We start from the raw sequence: 15,185 nt of genomic DNA on the forward strand, positions 1-15,185 counted from the left end.
ATCTTCCCGTCAACGGGCGCGGCAATCTTTTTTCAGATATTTGAGTAAGTTAGGCCTGCCTGATGGTTCGCCCTTTTGCCCAGCGGCATGCCATGCGACAATCTCACTATTCTTTGTTTCGTCAGGAAGCCAATGAACGCCCAGCTTATCGATGGCAAGCAGATTGCTGCCAACCTCCGCCGTGAAATCGCCGTCAAGGTTAACGAACGCAGAACCAAAGGCCTGCGATTGCCCGGCCTCGCTGTTATTCTGGTAGGCACCGACCCCGCTTCGCAAGTATATGTGGCGCACAAGCGCAAGGATTGCGAGGAAGTAGGCTTCGTATCACGGTCCTATGATCTGCCCGCCAGTACCGGTCAGGAGGAACTGCTCAATCTGATCGACACACTGAACGAGACGCCTGATATAGACGGTATCCTGGTCCAGCTCCCCTTGCCCGCCCATCTGGACGCGTCCCAGTTGCTCGAGCGCATACGTCCGGACAAGGACGTAGACGGCTTTCACCCCTACAACATTGGTCGTCTGGCGCAACGCATGCCGCTGCTGCGTCCCTGCACCCCGCTAGGTATCATCCGTCTGCTCAAGAGCACGGGGGTCGATCCCTACGGTCTGGATGCCACGGTGATTGGTGCATCGAACATCGTCGGCCGCCCCATGGCGCTGGAACTATTGCTCGCGGGCTGCACCACCACGGTCACGCATCGCTTTACCCGCAACCTGGCCGAGCATGTTGGGCGTTCGGATCTGGTGATCGTGGCGGCTGGTAAGCCGGGGCTGGTCAAGGGGGAATGGATCAAGCCTGGCGCGATCGTCATCGATGTGGGTATCAACAGGATGGAAGATGGGCGTCTGTGTGGTGACGTCGAATTTGGCCCAGCGGCCGAGCGTGCTTCGTGGATTACGCCGGTACCGGGTGGCGTCGGCCCGATGACGCGCGCCTGTCTGCTGGAAAACACCTTGCATGCCTGCGAGCACCTGCACGACTGAATATCACCAGGATCGAGCACAACAGCCGTTATTCAGCGGCCAGCTACCGGCTCAAATAACGAACAGGTCCATGAATGCGTGCACCGGCGTGGCTTCCAGTGCGTCCTGCTGCGCGCATAAATCGAAGATCGCTGCACAACGCCGGGGCGGAAAGCGGGTAGCCAGATTGGCCTTGAACTTCTCTTCCAGCAGCGGAATACCCTCGGCCCGACGCCGGCGATGGCCGATCGGGTATTCGACTTCCACCTTGTCGGTGCTGCTGCCATCACTGAAGTGCACTTGTATCGCGTTGGCTATCGAACGCTTGTCAGGGTCCAGATAGTCGGTCGTATAACGCTTGTCTTCCAGCGTCTGCATCTTGCTGCGCAGCTCGTCAATCAGCGGATGAACTGCATGGAAGTGGTCCTCGTAGTGCTCGGCAACCAGATCACCCTTCAGCAGTGCCACCGCCACCATGTACTGGATGCAGTGATCGCGATCGGCCGCGTTGGCCAGCTGGCCGGATTTGGAAATGATCCGGATCGCTGATTCATGGGTAGTGATGACAATTCGCTCTATTGCCTCGACCCGGTCCTTGACTTGCGGATGCAGGATCACCGCTGCCTCGCAGGCCGTTTGCCCGTGGAATTCAGCGGGAAAGCGGATCTTGAACAGGATGTTCTCCATCACGTAGCTGCCAAATCCCTGCGCCAGACTGAATTCGCGCTGGCCTTCCGGCTTGAGCGCAAGATCCTTGTTGGTATGACTGAACAGCACATCATAGAACCCCCATTGCGGCGCGGTCAGCACGCCGGGAATCCCCATTTCACCGCGGATAGCGATATCGGCCAGCCGCACGGCCCGGCTGGTGGCATCGCCAGCCGCCCAGGATTTACGGCTCCCTGCGTTGGGCGCATGACGATAGGTACGCAGGGCCTGACCATCGACGAAGGCGTGGGACAGCGCCGACAGCAGCTCATCCCGGCCAGCACCCATCAGCCGCGCGCAGACCGCAGTGGATGCCACCTTGACCAGCAACACGTGATCCAGGCCAACGCGGTTGAAGGAATTTTGCAGGGCCAGAACACCCTGAATTTCATGGGCCATCACCATGCTATCCAGCACATCGCGCATGCTCAACGGCTCCTGGCCGATCGCAACACGTTTTTGGGAAAGGTGATCTGCCACGGCCAGAATGCCGCCCAGATTATCCGACGGATGCCCCCACTCTGCGGCAAGCCAGGTGTCGTTGTAATCCAGCCAGCGAATGGTCGCACCAATATCCCAGGCGGCCTTGACCGGATCAAGACGCAAGGATGTACCCGGCACGCGGGAGCCGAACGGCACGACAGTGCCTTCTACCAGCGGCCCCAACAGTTTTGTGCATTCAGGGAACCGCAGTGCGAGCAGCCCGCAGCCTAATGTATCCATCAGGCAGTTGCGTGCGGTGTCCAGCGCCTCGGCAGATTCGACCCGATAATTCAGAACGTAACCGGCAATGTCCTGCAGCACCCGATCGTACTCCGGACGGACGTTGAACTCGGCATTGTCGGCTTTGATAGTCACGCGGCACCTCGAAAATTGAAACCTGTGCTGGAGACCACAGTATGGCACCCAGCGCAGGTTTTCTCGGGTCAGGCGCTCAGAACGTATCGCCGGGGATACGTACCCAACCTTCCATCAGGACCCGCGCGCTGCGGCTCATGATTGCCTTGACGACGGTCCAGTCGTTGCCGACCTGGGTCGCTTCGGCGCCAACCCGCAAGGTCCCCGAGGGATGACCAAACCGCACAGCGGTAAGATTGCCGCCACCGGCCGCCTGGTTCACCAGCGTGCCCGGGATAGCCGCAGCGGTACCGATTGCCACCGCTGCAGTGCCCATCATTGCGTGATGCAGCTTACCCATCGACAGGGCGCGGACTGACAGATCAATCTCGCTGGCCGACACCTGCTTGCCACTGGATGACACGTAATCGGCAGGCCTGGCAACGAAGGCCACCTTGGGCGTGTGCTGGCGACTCGCCGCCTCATCGACGTCCTTGATCAGCCCCATGCGGACCGCACCGAAGGCGCGGATGGCTTCGAACTTCGCGAGTGCCGTCGGGTCCTCATTGATCGCTTCCTGCAACTCGGTGCCGCTGTAGCCGATGTCTTCAGCATTGATGAAGATCGTCGGGATACCGGAGTTGATCATGGTTGCCTTGAATGTGCCCAGACCGGGTACGTCGAGGTCATCAACCAGATTGCCAGTGGGAAACATGGCACCTTCACCTTCACCGTCCGCCGGATCCATGAACTCGACCTGCACCTCCGCCGCCGGAAAAGTCACGCCATCCAGCTCGAAGTCACCCGTTTCCTGGACCTCGCCGTTGGTGATCGGCACATGCGCAATAATGGTCTTGCGAATATTGGCCTGCCAGATCCGCACCACCGCCGTACCGTCCTGCGGGATACGGCTGGCATCTACCAGCCCGCCGGCTATGGCAAAGGCGCCCACTGCCGCAGACAGGTTGCCGCAGTTGCCACTCCAGTCAACGAAGGCTTTATCGATGGATACCTGACCAAACAGGTAATCCACATCGTGTTCAGGCTGAGTGCTTTTAGCCAGAATCACGGTTTTGCTGGTACTGGACGTCGCGCCGCCCATACCGTCAATTTGCTTGCCATAGGGATCAGGACTACCAATAACGCGCAGCAACAGCTTGTCCCGGGCAGGACCAGCTTGTTGAGCAGCCTCAGGCAAATCCTGCAGGCGGAAAAATACGCCTTTACTGGTACCGCCACGCATATAGGTGGCGGGAATTCTGATTTGGGGAACGTGGGTCATTGTATCCAGACTCCGGACATTGGAAGGGTGTCGAGCCAGCGCTCTCCTCCCTCAGCAGGGAGGAGAACGCCTTGAACCGCGTCGACTACACGGCGCCTACGGTCTCGGCCAGGAAGTCCTCGGCGAAACGCTGCAGCACGCCGCCGGCCTCGTAGATCAGCACCTCTTCGTTGCTGTCCAGGCGGCAGGTGACCGGCACTTCGATGCGCTCACCGTTGCGGCGATTGACCACCAGCGTCATGTCGGCGCGTGGCGTCCATTCACCCAGCACGTCGTAGGTTTCGGTGCCATCCAGCTCCAGTGTCTTGCGTGTGGTGCCAGGCTTGAACTCCAGCGGCAGCACACCCATACCGATCAGGTTGGTACGGTGGATACGCTCGAAACCTTCTGCGGCAATCGCCTCGACTCCGGCCAGTCGTACGCCCTTGGCTGCCCAGTCACGTGAGCTGCCCTGGCCGTAGTCGGCACCCGCGACAATGATCAGCGGCTGCTTGCGTTCCATGTAGGTTTCAATCGCTTCCCACATGCGCATGACCTTGCCTTCCGGCTCGACCCGCGCGAACGAACCCTGCCTCACGTTGTCCTGATCGTCCAATACCATCTCGTTATAGAGTTTGGGGTTGGCAAAGGTGGCACGCTGCGCGGTCAGGTGATCGCCACGGTGGGTTGCGTAGGAATTGAAATCCTCCTCCGGCAGGCCCATCTTATGCAGGTACTCACCGGCAGCGCTGTCCAGCATGATCGCGTTGGACGGCGACAGGTGATCAGTGGTGATGTTGTCCGGCAGGATCGCCAGCGGGCGCATGCCCTTGAGCGAACGCTCGCCCGCCAGCGCACCTTCCCAATACGGCGGACGGCGAATGTAGGTCGAGTTCGGGCGCCAGTCATACAGCGGGCTTTCGGACTCGGTGATGGTGCCCAGATCGAACATCGGAATATAGACCTGCTTGAACTGTTCCGGCTTCACGCTGCTCGCGACCAGTGCATCGATCTCCTCATCACTGGGCCACAAATCCTTGAGCGTGACGGGGTTGCCGTTCTGATCCTCACCCAATACATCGCGCTCGATGTCGAAGCGCACGGTCCCGGCAATGGCATAGGCCACCACCAACGGCGGTGAAGCCAGGAACGCCTGCTTGGCATAGGGATGGATGCGCCCGTCGAAGTTGCGGTTGCCCGACAACACCGCCGTGGCGTAGAGATCGCGGTCGATAATTTCCTGCTGAATCTTCGGATCAAGCGCACCGGACATGCCGTTGCAGGTGGTGCAGGCATAGCCGACGATACCGAAACCGAGCTTTTCCATCTCGGTCAGCAGGCCGGACTCTTCCAGATACAACCTGGCCACCTTGGAGCCCGGGGCAAAGGAAGTCTTCACCCAGGGCTTGCGCACCAGGCCCATCTCGTTGGCCTTCTTGCACAGCAGGCCGGCGGCGACCACGTTGCGCGGGTTCGAGGTATTGGTACAGCTGGTAATGGCGGCAATTATCACCGCGCCATCCGGCATATGGCCTTCGGCCTCCTCGGCGCGGGCCTTGTCCATATCCATTGCGATGCCGCGCTCGTGCAGCGCCGATGTCGGCAGACGGCGGTGCGGGTTGGACGGGCCAGCCAGATTACGCACCACAGTCGACAGATCGAATTCCAGCACCCGCTCGTATTCGGCAGTCACTAACGCATCGGCCCACAGACCGGTGGTCTTGGCGTAATGCTCAACCAGCGCCACCTGTTCGGGTTCGCGCCCGGTCAGGGTCAGGTAATCGGTGGTCTGCTTGTCGATATAGAACATCGCTGCCGTCGCGCCATACTCTGGGCACATATTCGAGATGGTCGCGCGATCGCCGATGGTCAGACTGTTGGCACCTTCGCCGAAGAACTCCACATAGTCACCGACCACCCGCTCCTGGCGCAGGAACTCAGTGATCGCCAACACGATATCGGTCGCCGTGATTCCTGGCTGTCGCTTGCCGGTCAGTCTGACACCGGTGATATCGGGCAGGCGCATCATGGAAGGACGCCCCAACATGACGGTTTCGGCTTCCAGACCGCCCACGCCGACGGCGATGACACCCAGTGAATCGATGTGCGGTGTGTGGCTATCGGTTCCCACACAGGTGTCCGGAAAGGCCACGCCGTCGCGGGACTGAATTACCGGCGACATCTTCTCCAGATTGATCTGGTGCATGATGCCGTTGCCGGCGGGGATGACATCGACGTTCTTGAAGGCGGTCTTGGTCCACTCGATAAAGTGGAAGCGGTCTTCATTGCGGCGATCTTCGATGCTTCTGTTCTTTTCGAAGGCATCCTTGTCGAAGCCAGCATGTTCCACTGCCAGCGAGTGATCGACGATCAGCTGCGTCGGCACTACCGGGTTGACCAGGGAGGGATCGCCACCCTTGTCAGCGATGGCGTCACGCAGGCCGGCCAGATCCACCAGGGCGGTCTGTCCGAGGATGTCGTGACAGACCACACGCGCCGGATACCAGGGAAAGTCCAGGTCGCGGCGGCGCTCAATCAGCTGCTTGAGCGCATCGGTAAGCAAGGAAGGCTCGCAGCGACGCACCAGCTGTTCGGCCAGCACGCGCGAAGTGTAAGGCAATTTATCGTAGGCGCCTGGCTGGATGTCTTCGACGGCCGCGCGGGTGTCGTAGTAGTCCAGATCAGTGCCCGGCAAGGGCTTGCGGTATTGGGTATTCATTCAGGTGCGATCCTTCAACGGGACAAATTTCAGATCCTCCGGGCCAACATAGTTGGCGCTGGGGCGAATAATTTTCCCGTCGATACGTTGTTCAATGACGTGGCTGGACCAGCCCGAGGTGCGTGCGATCACGAACAGTGGCGTGAACATCGCGGTGGGCACGCCCATCATGTGATAGCTGACGGCGCTGAACCAGTCGAGGTTGGGGAACATCTTCTTGATTTCCCACATGACGCTTTCCAGGCGCTCGGCAATATCGAACATCTTGGTATTGCCCTGCTCTGTCGACAGATCCCGGGCGACTTCCTTGATCACGTCGTTGCGCGGATCGGACACGGTATACACCGGGTGACCGAAGCCGATGACCACTTCCTTCTTCTCGACCCGGGCGCGGATGTCGGCCTCAGCCTCATCCGGCGTGTCGTAGCGCTTCTGGATTTCAAAGGCGACTTCGTTGGCACCGCCATGCTTGGGTCCACGCAGCGCACCGATGGCGCCAGCAATGCAGGAGAACATGTCCGAACCCGTACCGGCGATGACCCGACCCGTGAAGGTCGAGGCGTTGAATTCATGCTCTGCATAGAGAATCAGCGAGGTGTGCATGGCGCGCACCCACGACTCGCGAGGCTTCTCGCCATGCAGCAGATGCAGGAAGTGACCACCGATGGAGTCATCATCGGTTTCCACGTCGATACGCTTGCCGTTGTGGCTGAAGTGATACCAGTACAACAACATCGAACCCTGCGAAGCCATCAGCTTGTCGGCAATGTCACGCGCGCCCGGATGGTTGTGATCATCCTTTTCCGGAGCCATGCAACCGAGAATGGAAACGCCGGTGCGCATCACGTCCATTGGATGGGCCGACGGCGGTAGCTGCTCAAGAGCAGTCTTCACTGCTGCGGGCAGACCGCGCAGAGCCTTCAGCTTGGCCTTGTATCCAGCCAGTTCGGCGGCGTTAGGCAGCTTGCCATGTACCAGCAGGTGAGCAATTTCCTCGAACTCGCAGGTGGTCGCGACATCCAGGATGTCATAGCCACGGTAGTGCAGATCGTTGCCGCTGCGGCCAACGGTACAGAGCGCCGTGTTACCGGCGGTGGTGCCGCTCAGTGCAACGGATTTTTTCGGCTTGAAAGTCGGCTTGGTGGTTTCAGGGGTATCGCTCATCGCGGAGATCTCCTCGTCTGACCCTATGGGGTATTCTTGTCTTTGTGTATCTGCCCCGCAGGCGGGGCAGCTCAATCTGATTTACTTCTTGCCGGCAGCGAACAGCGCGTCGAGATGCTGCTCGAACTCGTGATAGTTGATGCGATCGTACAGCTCCATGCGAGTCTGCATGGTATCGATGACATTCTTCTGCGTGCCTTCACGGCGCAGCGTGGTGTAGACGTTTTCGGCAGCCTTGTTCATGGCGCGGAAGGCCGACAGCGGATACAGCACCAGGGAGACATCGGCCGAAGCCAGTTCTTCGGTGGTATATAAAGGTGTCGAACCGAACTCGGTTATATTAGCCAGAATCGGTGCATTGACCTTGGACGCGAACAGCTTGTACATATCCAGCTCGGTAATCGCCTCCGGGAAAATCATGTCGGCGCCCGCTTCAACACAGGCCGCCGCACGATCTAGCGCAGACTCCAGGCCTTCAACGGCTAAGGCGTCGGTACGCGCCATGATCACGAAACTGTCATCGGTCCGCGCATCGACAGCCGCCTTGATCCGATCAACCATCTCCTGCTGGGTCACGATTTCCTTATTCGGGCGGTGACCGCAGCGCTTGGCGCCGACCTGGTCTTCGATATGAATCGCCGCGGCGCCGAACTTGATCATCGACTTCACGGTACGGGCGACATTGAAAGCGCTGGAGCCGAAACCGGTATCCACGTCGACCAGAAGCGGCAGGTCGCAGACATCAGTGATGCGGCGCACGTCCGTCAGCACGTCATCGAGACCTGTAATGCCCAGATCCGGCAAACCCAGCGAGCCGGCGGCAACACCACCACCCGACAGGTAGATAGCCTTGAAGCCGGCACGTTTGGCTAGCAGTGCATGGTTGGCATTGATGGCGCCGACCACCTGCAAAGGGTGTTCTTCGGCTACCGCGTCGCGGAATTTCTGACCGGGTGTTTTAGACATCAGACTGTCCCTCCTGAGGAAGTGAAAGCATCGTTTGCTCTTGCATGCGACGCTCGATGTTGCGGCGTGAGGCGCTGATATGGCGACGCATCAGCATTTCCGCGAGTTCGCCATCACGATCGGCGATGGCTTCAATGATTCGGTGGTGTTCGGCAAACGCCTGTTGCGGACGTTTCGGTGTTGACGAGAACTTGTAGCGATACATGCGCACCAGGTGATAAAGGTCGCCGCATAGCATGTCGCTGAGTGTTTTGTTCTTGCTGCCCTGAATGATCACGTAATGGATATCCAGATCGCCTTCCTGTTGATAGTAGGATTCATTGGCCTTGAGTCCACTGTGCTTTTCATGGGTAGCCAGCACTTCACGCAACCCTGCTATCTCCTGCTCGGTCATGTTCTGTGCGGCGAGCCGGCAGGCCATCCCCTCCAGTGCTTCACGCACGTGGTACAGCTCGATCAGCTCGGCATATTCCAGCGCGACGACACGGACCCCGGCATGCGGCACGCGCACCACCAGGCGACGCCCTTCCAGCCGACGGATAGCTTCGCGCAGGGGGCCCCGGCTGATGCCAAAGGTATTGGAGAGATATTGTTCGCTGATGCGAGTACCGGGCGGGATTTCACCTTTAACAATAGCTGTCTGGATGCGCTGGAACGCACCGTCAGAGAGGGTCATGGCAGGTGTGATACTTAATGATTCGGTCAATTGTCGACAACCCATCAGTTTTTTCTGGCTTTTTAGGCGCTTTGTGCCGCAATAGTGCAGTCGCACAAATAGATTGTCAACAATCCGCAGTTTAACGATTAAATGTTGTCTCATACAGCTGTTCAGTCTCCCCACTAGGAAGCGTGTGAAGGCGTGCTAAGATGCGGGCCTGTTTGCCGCCGCCCGTCCTGCCTGTAGTGAGTGAGCTGCACTGTTCTAAACTTACCGGGAACACCCATGCATTCGATTAATCTTCATCTAAAAATTCTCATTGCCATACTCGTCAGTCTTGGATTGGCGATTACCGGTTACCAGATCTACTTTCTGGAGATCCCGGTGACCGAAGACGAGACAGACGACATATGGAGTTTGGACGCCCGGCTCGAATTCCAGGCAGTGCAAGGGGTACCCGTAAAGGCGCAGATGTTCATCCCGCCCCTCAATCAGGATTACACCAGCCTTAACGAGAGTTTCATCTCCAATAACTATGGTGTCAGCGTTAGTCAGGCAGATGGCAACCGTCGCGTGACCTGGTCGGCGCGTCGGGCAAACGGTCCGCAAACCCTGTATTACCGTCTGGTGCTGACCAAGCGCTACAGCCCCGACGAGGTCGAATCGCCGCCACCGGCTCCGCGCGTACCTATCGTGCTGGAAGGTCCGGAGCAAGTGGCCGCTGACGCCCTGGTTGATCCCATCCGCCAGCATTCTGCCGATATCGAAACCTTCATCGCCGAAGCCATCCGCCGCGTGAATGACACGACCGATGACAACGTCCGGTTGCTGCTGGGCAGCGGCGATACCGTGCTGGATAAGGCCCGGGTGATCGACATCCTCTTGTCCAATGCGCGCATTCCCCTTGAACTGGTACGTACCATCCGCCTGGAAAGCACACCGAACCAGGAGCCGGAAGTATGGCTACGCAGTCACAATGGCGAGCGCTGGCTGTATTTCCATCCAGAAACCGGACAACAGGGCATCCCCGACAACCGTATGGTCTGGTGGACCGGCCAGGCGCCGATGTTCAACCTGGAAGGCGGCCGTCAGGGTCGCGTCAGCGTGACCATCAACAATAGCGAAATGAATGCGCTGCGCCTCGCTCAGATGACCTCGGATAACGGCACCTCGGCGCTGCTGGAATATTCGCTCTACGGTTTGCCGCTGCATGCACAGCAGGTCTACCGCGTGATGATCATGATTCCGATCGGCGTACTGGTCATTCTGATTCTGCGCAACCTGATCGGCATCCAGACACTGGGCACCTTTACCCCGGTTCTGATCTCGCTGGCGTTCCGTGAAACCCAGGTCGGCTGGGGCATTGCATTGTTCACACTGATCACCGCGCTGGGTCTGTCACTGCGGTCCTATCTCGAGCATCTGAAATTGCAGATGCTGCCGCGGCTATCCATCGTGCTGACCTTCGTGGTGCTGCTGATCGCGGGTATCAGCTTGTTCAGCCACAAGCTGGGCATTGAGCGTGCGCTATCTGTATCGCTGTTCCCGATGGTAATTCTGACCATGACCATCGAACGCCTGTCGATCAACTGGGAAGAACGCGGCGGCGGACATTCGTTCAAGGTGGCGCTGGGTACCATTATCGCTGCGACGCTCGCGCACCTGCTGATGACCGTGCCGGCACTGGCCTACTTCGTCTTCACCTTCCCGGCGATTCTGCTGGTACTGGTTGGCTTCATGCTCGCGATGGGCCGTTATCGCGGCTACCGGTTAACCGAGTTGATGCGTTTCAAAGCGCTGACCAAACAGGGCTGAGGAGAAACGTATGTTCTTCTGGAAAACCTGGAAAGCGCTCAAGGCGGCTGGCGTCATGGGCATCAACCGACGCAACGCGGACTATGTGCTGAAGTACAACAAACGGCACCTGTATCCGGTTGTGGACGACAAGATCATTACCAAGGAACGTGCTATTGCCGCCGGCATCCATGTTCCGGAAATGTACGGCGTGATCGATACCGAGAAGGATATTGATCGTTTCGAGAAGATCGTCGCGCCCTACCGTGACTTTGTTATCAAGCCAGCGCAGGGCGCTGGTGGTGACGGCATCATGGTCATTGGCGACCGCTTCGAAGGTCGCTACAAGACCGTGGGCGGCAAGATCGTCAGTGAGGAAGAGATTGGTCACCACATCTCCAGCATCCTGTCCGGCCTGTATTCACTGGGCGGTCATCGCGACCGAGTGCTGATCGAATACCGCGTCAAACCAGATCCGATCTTCAAGAGCATCAGTTATGAAGGCGTGCCGGACATCCGCATCATCGTGTTGATGGGCTATCCGGTGATGGCGATGTTGCGTCTGCCGACCCGCCAGTCCGGCGGCAAGGCCAACCTGCACCAGGGCGCGATCGGGGTAGGTGTCGACCTGACTACCGGCATCACCCTCAAGGGTACCTGGCTGAACAACAAGATCAGCAAGCATCCGGACACCACCAACCCGGTGGACGGCGTCCAGTTGCCTGACTGGGACGGTTTCATGCGGTTGGCTACCTCCTGCTTCGAGCTGGCCGGCCTGGGATACATCGGCGTGGATCTGGTACTCGATCAGGAACAGGGCCCCTTGATTCTGGAGCTCAATGCGCGTCCCGGTCTGAATATTCAGATTGCCAACGACGCAGGACTCACCCATCGCTGTCACATGGTGGAGCGCCACATCGCTGAGCTGGCTAAAGAGGGGAAGGTGGAAAACGTCGAAGAGCGCATGGCGTTTTCCCAGAAGCACTTCGGCAAGCCGATCCCGGTCGCCGCCGAAGAGCCGGAAATGCACAAGCAGACGGCACCCTGAACGGATCAGCCTGATGCGTTACGCATTGACTGAATTAGCCTATTCGGCGGACCCCTTGCCACGGTTCGCCGCCATCCGTTCGCTCGGGCACCCGGTACTGCTGGATTCAGCGGCAGCCGGGGCACAGCTCGGGCGTTACAGCATCATGTCCGCTGGCCCGATCAGCATCATTCGCCCCGCCCGGCACGAGTCGGGACGAGCGATTCTGGACCGTCTTCGCCGCGCGCTACAAGTATTGGGTCCTGCCCGCTGGCCTGAAGGCCACGAGCTGCCTTTTGGCGCCGGGGCATTGGGATTCATCAGCTACGATTTCGCTCGTTTGCTGGAGCGGCTGCCCTGCCACGCGCAAGCGGACATCCAGCTCCCGGCACTGCAACTGGGAGTATATGGCTGGAGCCTGGTCAGCGATCACCAGCAACAGCGCAGCTGGCTGGTGTGTCATCCCGGCATCGATGCCGATCTCCGCGGCGCACTCATCGATCGATTGTCGGCTCCCGGCCTTGCTGAAACAGCCGACTTTCACCTGGTGACAACCTTCCACGCAGAACAGAGCAGGCAGGCCTACCAGCACTCTTTCGAACGCATCCAGGATTACATTCATGCCGGCGACTGTTATCAGGTAAACCTGGCGCAGCGCTTCTCTGCAAGCTGTAAGGGCGACCCGCTGGCGGCCTATCAGCGTTTGCGTCAGGCCTGCCCCACCCCGTTTTCCGCCTACCTTGAGAGTCCGGAATTCAGCATCCTCTGCCATTCCCCCGAGCGCTTCCTCAGCTGTCGGGATGGCCGGGTCGAGACCAGACCCATCAAGGGAACGCGCAAACGCGGTACGACCCCGGAACAGGACCGTGCCCTGGCCGAAGAGCTGCTGATGTCGCCCAAGGATCAGGCAGAAAACCTGATGATTGTGGATCTGCTGCGCAACGACCTTGGCCGCAGCTGCGCGGTCGGCAGCGTCAAGGTGCCCGAGTTATTTGGCTTGGAGACCTACCCTAACGTACATCACCTGGTCAGCAGCGTTACTGGCCTGCTCGCACCTGAAAACGACGCACTCGAGCTGTTAGCCGGCGCCTTTCCCGGCGGCTCCATCACCGGCGCCCCCAAGATACGCGCCATGCAGATTATCGAAGAACTGGAACCGGTTCGGCGCAGCCTCTACTGCGGCAGCATCGGCTACATCGGCTGCGAGGGCCAGATGGATCTCAACATCAGCATTCGCAGCCTGGTCCATCAGGCGGACAGGTTATACCTATGGGGCGGCGGCGGAATCGTGGCCGATTCCGAGGCTGAGGCAGAGTATCAGGAGACCCTGACCAAGGTGCGGGTATTGATGGAAGCGCTGGCGTAGCAGCTTAAACCTGCGCTACGCCAGCTCTTCCTGACTCCGGGGAATTAAAGACTCAGCGAACGATCCGAGGCCTTGATGAATTCCTTCTTCAGGTCTTCAAAGGTCTGCACCGCAGGGAACTGCGGGAACTCGGCTATGACATTATCCGGGGCGTGGAACAGGATGCCCGCATGGGCCTCTGCCAGCATGGTGGTGTCATTGTAGGAATCACCCGCAGCAATGATCCGATAATAGAGACTTTTCAGCGCGATGACCGACTGACGCTTGGGATCTTTCTGGCGTAGCTGATAATCCACTACCCGACCTGCCCCATCGGTGATCAGCTTGTGACACAGCAGCGTGGGGAAACCCAACTGGCGCATCAGCGGCTGGGAAAACTCATAGAAGGTATCCGAGAGGATCACCACCTGGAAGCGCTCACGCAGCCAGTTGACAAATTCCGCGGCGCCTTCGAGTGGCTGCAATGTGGCGATCACTTCCTGGATATCCGACAGCTTCAAGCCGTTTTCTTCCAGAATACGCAGGCGCTGTTTCATCAGCACATCGTAATCGGGGATGTCTCGTGTGGTCGCCCTGAGTTCGGCGATACCGGTTTTTTCAGCAAAGGCGATCCAGATTTCCGGAACGAGAACACCCTCGAGATCAAGGCAAGCGATTTCCACACAGCACTCCTAGGATTGGGTATTTGGATTGGCGCCACAATCTACCGTCAACCTGACAACGGCGCAATGCTGGGGAAGGAAACCCTTCCCCCTTATAACCATATGACAGCAAAAATATAACCAAATACAAGGCGATGATCTAAGTCGGCTTTGTTAGACTTCCGCAAAACGGCAGTCTGCACGAGTCTGGAGAGCCTGATGTTAAGCAAGAACTTTGATCCCACTGCCCTGGCGCAGGAATACGCTACAGCGTCACCGCAACACATACTGAAGCTGGCGCTCGACAGCTTTGATGATCTCTGGCTGTCGTTCAGCGGTGCGGATGACATTGTGGTGTTGGATATGGCCTGGAAGATCAATCCGGATATCAAGGTCTTTACCCTGGATACCGGCCGACTGCATGCCGAGACCTACCGCTTCCTTGAACAGGTCCGCGAGCACTACGGCATCAAGCTCGAAGTGCTCTCCCCCGACCGCGAGAAGCTGGACGCCTATGTGCTCGAGAAAGGCCTGTTCGACTTCTACGAAAGCGGTCACGGTGAATGCTGTGGCATCCGCAAAATCGAGCCGCTGCGGCGCAAACTTGCTGGCGTTGACGCCTGGATCACCGGTCAGCGCAAGGACCAGAGCCCGACACGGACCAATGTGCCGGTGATAGAAGCTGACACCGGCTTCAGTGGTCCCGGACGCTCATTGGTCAAGTTCAACCCCCTGGCGAACTACAGCAGCGAAGATGTTTGGAATTACATTCGCATGCTGGAAATCCCCTACAACAGCCTGCACGAGCGCGGCTTCGTAAGCATCGGCTGTGAGCCCTGCACCCGACCGGTTCTGCCGAACCAGCATGAACGCGAAGGTCGCTGGTGGTGGGAAGAAGCCACGCAAAAGGAATGTGGGTTACACGGTGGCAATCTGATCGCCAAGAGCTGATGGTATTGACCGGGCAGTAAACCCTGAGGCGTCCTCCGGACGCCATCGCCGCGGGTCGCGCCTCCCACAAGTTGGGGCTGGGGGCCCGAAACCATTTGTGAGAGGGGCGATCCACGGCGAACCGTCG

The 15,185-nt window shown here is 58.8% G+C and carries 12 protein-coding genes; 5 read left to right on the top strand and 7 right to left on the bottom strand.

Annotated elements, in window-relative coordinates; translation table 11 throughout:
- Positions 1 to 132 precede the first annotated feature (132 nt).
- A complete protein-coding gene (folD, locus tag FHK95_RS07785) occupies positions 133 to 987 on the top strand; it encodes a bifunctional methylenetetrahydrofolate dehydrogenase/methenyltetrahydrofolate cyclohydrolase FolD (RefSeq protein ID WP_150304027.1) in 855 nt (284 codons plus the stop codon).
- Between the two features lie 51 nt (positions 988 to 1,038).
- Here the strand turns inward: folD and prpD are convergent, their stop codons facing one another.
- The 6 genes from prpD to FHK95_RS07815 all read right to left on the bottom strand — a co-directional run bounded on the left by prpD (position 1,039) and on the right by FHK95_RS07815 (position 9,297).
- Positions 1,039 to 2,526 (bottom strand): 2-methylcitrate dehydratase, encoded by a 1,488-nt coding sequence (gene prpD, locus FHK95_RS07790; protein WP_150304119.1) that lies wholly within the window; start codon positions 2,524 to 2,526, stop codon positions 1,039 to 1,041.
- Between the two features lie 82 nt (positions 2,527 to 2,608).
- The gene (gene prpF, locus FHK95_RS07795; RefSeq protein ID WP_150304028.1) at positions 2,609 to 3,793 is read right to left on the bottom strand and encodes a 2-methylaconitate cis-trans isomerase PrpF; all 1,185 of its coding nucleotides are present in this window, start codon (positions 3,791 to 3,793) and stop codon (positions 2,609 to 2,611) included.
- 85 nt (positions 3,794 to 3,878) lie between these two features.
- Positions 3,879 to 6,491 carry a Fe/S-dependent 2-methylisocitrate dehydratase AcnD gene (gene acnD / locus FHK95_RS07800; protein ID WP_150304029.1) on the bottom strand — a complete coding sequence of 871 codons (2,613 nt, stop codon included), beginning with the start codon at positions 6,489 to 6,491 and terminating at the stop codon, positions 3,879 to 3,881.
- A complete protein-coding gene (gene prpC / locus FHK95_RS07805; RefSeq protein WP_150304030.1) occupies positions 6,492 to 7,655 on the bottom strand; it encodes a bifunctional 2-methylcitrate synthase/citrate synthase in 1,164 nt (387 codons plus the stop codon).
- 81 nt (positions 7,656 to 7,736) lie between these two features.
- Positions 7,737 to 8,621 (bottom strand): methylisocitrate lyase, encoded by an 885-nt coding sequence (gene prpB, locus FHK95_RS07810; RefSeq protein WP_150304031.1) that lies wholly within the window; start codon positions 8,619 to 8,621, stop codon positions 7,737 to 7,739.
- Positions 8,614 to 9,297: a GntR family transcriptional regulator gene (locus FHK95_RS07815; protein WP_408003596.1), complete on the bottom strand. Its 684-nt coding sequence runs from the start codon at positions 9,295 to 9,297 to the stop codon at positions 8,614 to 8,616. The genes prpB and FHK95_RS07815 overlap by 8 nt, the downstream gene beginning before the upstream one ends.
- Positions 9,298 to 9,564: 267 nt before the next feature.
- Between FHK95_RS07815 and rloB the strand changes: the two genes are divergently transcribed.
- The 3 genes from rloB to pabB are packed head-to-tail and all read left to right on the top strand — an operon-like array spanning position 9,565 to position 13,466.
- A complete protein-coding gene (gene rloB, locus FHK95_RS07820) occupies positions 9,565 to 11,094 on the top strand; it encodes an osmotic stress tolerance membrane protein RloB (protein ID WP_150304033.1) in 1,530 nt (509 codons plus the stop codon).
- Positions 11,095 to 11,104: 10 nt separating this feature from the next.
- Positions 11,105 to 12,121, top strand: a complete 1,017-nt coding sequence (locus tag FHK95_RS07825; RefSeq protein ID WP_150304034.1) for an alpha-L-glutamate ligase-like protein — start codon at positions 11,105 to 11,107, stop codon at positions 12,119 to 12,121.
- A 13-nt stretch (positions 12,122 to 12,134) separates the two neighbouring features.
- On the top strand, positions 12,135 to 13,466 hold the full coding sequence (pabB, locus tag FHK95_RS07830; RefSeq protein WP_408003597.1) for an aminodeoxychorismate synthase component I: 1,332 nt from the start codon (positions 12,135 to 12,137) through the stop codon (positions 13,464 to 13,466).
- A gap of 44 nt (positions 13,467 to 13,510) precedes the next feature.
- Here the strand turns inward: pabB and thrH are convergent, their stop codons facing one another.
- Positions 13,511 to 14,128, bottom strand: coding sequence for a bifunctional phosphoserine phosphatase/homoserine phosphotransferase ThrH (gene thrH, locus FHK95_RS07835; protein ID WP_150304035.1), 618 nt, complete (start codon positions 14,126 to 14,128; stop codon positions 13,511 to 13,513).
- A gap of 198 nt (positions 14,129 to 14,326) precedes the next feature.
- Between thrH and FHK95_RS07840 the strand changes: the two genes are divergently transcribed.
- A complete protein-coding gene (locus tag FHK95_RS07840; RefSeq protein WP_150304036.1) occupies positions 14,327 to 15,058 on the top strand; it encodes a phosphoadenylyl-sulfate reductase in 732 nt (243 codons plus the stop codon).
- Positions 15,059 to 15,185 lie beyond the last annotated feature (127 nt).

Origin of the sequence: Pseudomonas saliphila, from assembly GCF_008638345.1 — a bacterium.
GTDB classification, from domain to species: Bacteria; Pseudomonadota; Gammaproteobacteria; order Pseudomonadales; family Pseudomonadaceae; genus Halopseudomonas; species Halopseudomonas saliphila.

Bases quoted from the DNA above. Each gene is read 5' to 3' on its own strand.
- prpC (WP_150304030.1), bottom strand. From the start codon at position 7,655: ATGAGCGATACCCCTGAAACCACCAAGCCGACTTTCAAGCCGAAAAAA.
- pabB (WP_408003597.1), top strand. From the start codon at position 12,135: ATGCGTTACGCATTGACTGAATTAGCCTATTCGGCGGACCCCTTGCCA.
- rloB (WP_150304033.1), top strand. From the start codon at position 9,565: ATGCATTCGATTAATCTTCATCTAAAAATTCTCATTGCCATACTCGTC.
- folD (WP_150304027.1), top strand. From the start codon at position 133: ATGAACGCCCAGCTTATCGATGGCAAGCAGATTGCTGCCAACCTCCGC.
- FHK95_RS07840 (WP_150304036.1), top strand. From the start codon at position 14,327: ATGTTAAGCAAGAACTTTGATCCCACTGCCCTGGCGCAGGAATACGCT.
- FHK95_RS07815 (WP_408003596.1), bottom strand. From the start codon at position 9,297: ATGACCCTCTCTGACGGTGCGTTCCAGCGCATCCAGACAGCTATTGTT.
- FHK95_RS07825 (WP_150304034.1), top strand. From the start codon at position 11,105: ATGTTCTTCTGGAAAACCTGGAAAGCGCTCAAGGCGGCTGGCGTCATG.
- prpF (WP_150304028.1), bottom strand. From the start codon at position 3,793: ATGACCCACGTTCCCCAAATCAGAATTCCCGCCACCTATATGCGTGGC.
- acnD (WP_150304029.1), bottom strand. From the start codon at position 6,491: ATGAATACCCAATACCGCAAGCCCTTGCCGGGCACTGATCTGGACTAC.
- prpB (WP_150304031.1), bottom strand. From the start codon at position 8,621: ATGTCTAAAACACCCGGTCAGAAATTCCGCGACGCGGTAGCCGAAGAA.